Source organism: Pseudomonas sp. SDO55104_S430 (assembly GCF_054070595.1).
Map to the genome: position 1 here is coordinate 1 of NZ_JBSVXG010000377.1, position 3,338 is coordinate 3,338.

Sequence of the window (3,338 nt, forward strand, 5' to 3'; positions counted from 1 at the left end):
GGAATAGCTGTGTTGCACAGATCGTGTTCACACAACTGAACACTGTGGGAGCGGGCTTGCCCGCGAAGGCGTCGGCAAAGCTGCATCAACATTCAGGTTGTACGCACGAGGTTGAAGATGTCCCAGGCTGAAAAAATCGTTATCGCCGACGCCCCGCTGCGTTGGCAGGATGTAGTCGCCGTCGCCCGTCACGGCGCGCAGTTGGAATTGTCGGCCCAGGCCTGGGCACGGATCGAGAACGCGCAGGCCATCGTCCAACGCATCGTCAGCAGCGGTGAGCGCGCCTATGGCGTGAACACCGGCCTGGGCGCGCTGTGCAACGTTTCGCTCAAGGACGAACAGCTCAGCCAATTGTCGCGCAACACCCTGCTCAGCCACGCCTGTGGCGTCGGCGCACCGCTGGCCGACGAGCAGACCCGCGCGATCATGTGCGCGGCCATCCTCAACTTCTCCCAAGGCAAATCCGGCGTGCATCGTCGGGTGGTCGAAGCCTTGCTGGCGCTGCTCAACAAGGGCATCACCCCGCAAGTGCCGTCCCAGGGTTCGGTCGGTTACCTGACCCACATGGCCCACATTTCCATCGCTTTGCTGGGCGTCGGCAACGTCAGCTACCGCGGGCAGATCGTCTCCGCCCAGCAAGCCCTGGCCGAAGAAGGCCTGCAACCGGTTCAACTCGGTGCCAAAGACGGGCTGTGCCTGGTCAACGGCACGCCGTGCATGAACGGCCTCAGCGCCCTGGCCATTGCCGATGCGACGCGCCTGCTGCAATGGGCCGACGTGATCAGCGCCATGAGCTTCGAGGCCCAGCGCGGGCAGATCGCCGCGTTCGATGCCGAGATCATCGCGCTCAAGCCGCACCCGGGCATGCAAAAGGTCGGCGTCAACCTGCGTGCGCTGCTCGACGGCAGTGAAGTGATCGCCCAGAGCAAGGGTATCCGCACCCAGGACGCCCTGAGTATCCGCTCGATTCCGCAGGTCCACGGCGCCGCCCGCGATCAGCTGGAACATGCGATCAAGCAAGTCGAAATCGAACTCAACGGCTGCACCGACAACCCGCTGCTGCTGGGCACCCCGGACAACTTCCGCGTCATGTCCCAGGCCAACCCCCACGGTCAATCGGTGGCCATGGCGGCGGACCTGCTGGCCATTGCCATGGCGGAAATCGGCTCCATCGCCGAGCGTCGCCTGGACCGTTTGATCAACCCGCACGTCAGTGGTCTGCCGGCCTTCCTGGTGGCCAATCCGGGGGTAAACTCCGGAATGATGATCGTGCAGTACGTCGCGGCATCCCTGTGCGCGGAAAACCGCCAGCTGGCGCAACCGGCGGTGCTCGACAACTACGTCACCTCGGGCCTGCAGGAAGACCACCTGAGCATGGGCACCAACGCTGCGCTGAAGCTGCATCGCGCGCTGGAGAACTGCACGCAGATCCTCGCCATCGAGTACCTGCTGGCGGCCCAGGCTTTCGAATTCCTCAAGGAACAACGTTTCGGCGCCGGGACCGATGCGGCGTGGCGTCTGCTGCGCGAACGCGTGCCGGCCTACGACCAGGACCGCTGGCTGGCGCCGGACATCGCCGCTGCGGCCGGCGTATTGAAGGATTCGGCGCTGTTGCAAAAGGCTTTGCCGAATCTGCACTGATTTCCGTTGAACCAGCGTGCCAAGGCGCCAGCCCGTCCAAAAGGCGGGAAGCGACGGACAACGGATATCTCCGGAGCGTCTGGTAGTTGATTTACAACTCTCACAAGGAGCCAAAAATGACTGCGCTAAACCTGATTCCCGGCCAATTGAGCCTTGCCCAGCTGCGTGAGGTTTATCAGCAGCCTGTTAAGCTGACCCTCGATAACAGTGCCTCGGCGCAGATCGAGGCCAGCGTCGCCTGCGTTGAACAGATCCTTGCCGAAAATCGCACCGCTTACGGCATCAACACCGGCTTCGGCCTGCTGGCCTCGACCCGCATCGCCAGCGAAGACTTGGAAAACCTGCAGCGTTCGCTGGTGCTGTCCCACGCCGCCGGCGTCGGCGAGCCGATCAGCGATGCGCTGTGCCGCCTGATCATGGTGCTCAAGGTCAACAGTCTGAGCCGTGGTTTCTCCGGTATCCGTCGCAAAGTCATCGACGCGTTGATCGCCTTGATCAACGCCGAGGTCTATCCGCATATTCCTTTGAAGGGTTCGGTTGGTGCGTCCGGTGACCTCGCGCCATTGGCGCACATGTCGCTGGTGCTGCTGGGCGAAGGCAAGGCGCGCCACAAGGGCGAGTGGATGGAAGCGACCGAAGCGCTGAAAGTCGCCGGCCTGACCCCGCTGACCCTGGCCGCGAAAGAAGGGCTGGCGCTGCTCAACGGTACTCAGGTGTCCACCGCATTTGCCCTGCGCGGCCTTTTCGAAGGTGAAGACCTGTTTGCTGGTGCGCTGGCAATTGGTGGACTGACCGTTGAAGCGGTACTCGGCTCGCGTTCGCCGTTCGACGCGCGTATCCACGCTGCCCGTGGCCAGAAAGGCCAGATCGACGCCGCTGCCGCCTACCGCGATTTGCTGGGCGAGCGCAGCGAGGTTTCCGATTCCCACGAGAACTGCGAAAAGGTCCAGGACCCGTACTCCCTGCGCTGCCAGCCGCAAGTCATGGGCGCCTGCCTGACCCAGTTCCGTCAGGCTGCCGAAGTGCTGGCGATCGAAGCCAACGCCGTTTCCGATAACCCGCTGGTGTTCGCCGCCGAAGGTGATGTGATTTCCGGCGGCAACTTTCACGCGGAACCCGTGGCCATGGCCGCGGATAACCTGGCGCTGGCGATCTCCGAAATCGGTTCGCTGAGCGAGCGTCGCATCTCGCTGATGATGGACAAACACATGTCGCAGCTGCCGCCGTTTCTGGTGGCCAATGGCGGGGTGAACTCCGGTTTCATGATCGCCCAGGTAACGGCCGCGGCACTGGCCAGCGAAAACAAGGCCTTGGCCCATCCGCATTCTGTGGACAGCCTGCCAACGTCCGCCAACCAGGAAGACCACGTCTCCATGGCCCCGGCCGCCGGCAAGCGCCTCTGGGAAATGGCTGGCAACACTCGCGGCATTCTCGCCGTGGAATGGCTGGCGGCGGTGCAGGGCTTGGACCTGCGTAACGGTCTGAAGACCTCGCCAACATTGGAAAAAGCCCGCGCGATCCTGCGCAACGAAGTGCCGTTCTACGAGAAGGACCGCTTCTTTGCGCCGGACATCAACGCGGCGACTGAACTGCTGGCTTCGCGGTGCCTGACCGAGCTGGTTTCGGCGAGGTTGCTGCCGAGTCTGTGATGGCCCCTTCGCGGGCAAGCCTCGCTCCTACAGGGGCGACATCAAACC

Annotated in this window: 2 protein-coding genes; both read left to right on the top strand. The window is 63.3% G+C overall.

Annotated elements, in window-relative coordinates; translation table 11 throughout:
* The first annotated feature begins 117 nt into the window (after positions 1-117).
* Positions 118-1,641 (top strand): histidine ammonia-lyase, encoded by a 1,524-nt coding sequence (gene hutH / locus ACW9JE_RS29655; RefSeq protein WP_457434784.1) that lies wholly within the window; start codon positions 118-120, stop codon positions 1,639-1,641.
* 116 nt (positions 1,642-1,757) lie between these two features.
* Positions 1,758-3,290: a histidine ammonia-lyase gene (gene hutH, locus ACW9JE_RS29660; RefSeq protein ID WP_457434785.1), complete on the top strand. Its 1,533-nt coding sequence runs from the start codon at positions 1,758-1,760 to the stop codon at positions 3,288-3,290.
* The last annotated feature ends 48 nt before the right edge of the window (positions 3,291-3,338 follow it).

Coding starts and splice junctions, on each gene's coding strand:
- hutH (WP_457434784.1), top strand. CDS start 118: ATGTCCCAGGCTGAAAAAATCGTTATCGCCGACGCCCCGCTGCGTTGG.
- hutH (WP_457434785.1), top strand. CDS start 1,758: ATGACTGCGCTAAACCTGATTCCCGGCCAATTGAGCCTTGCCCAGCTG.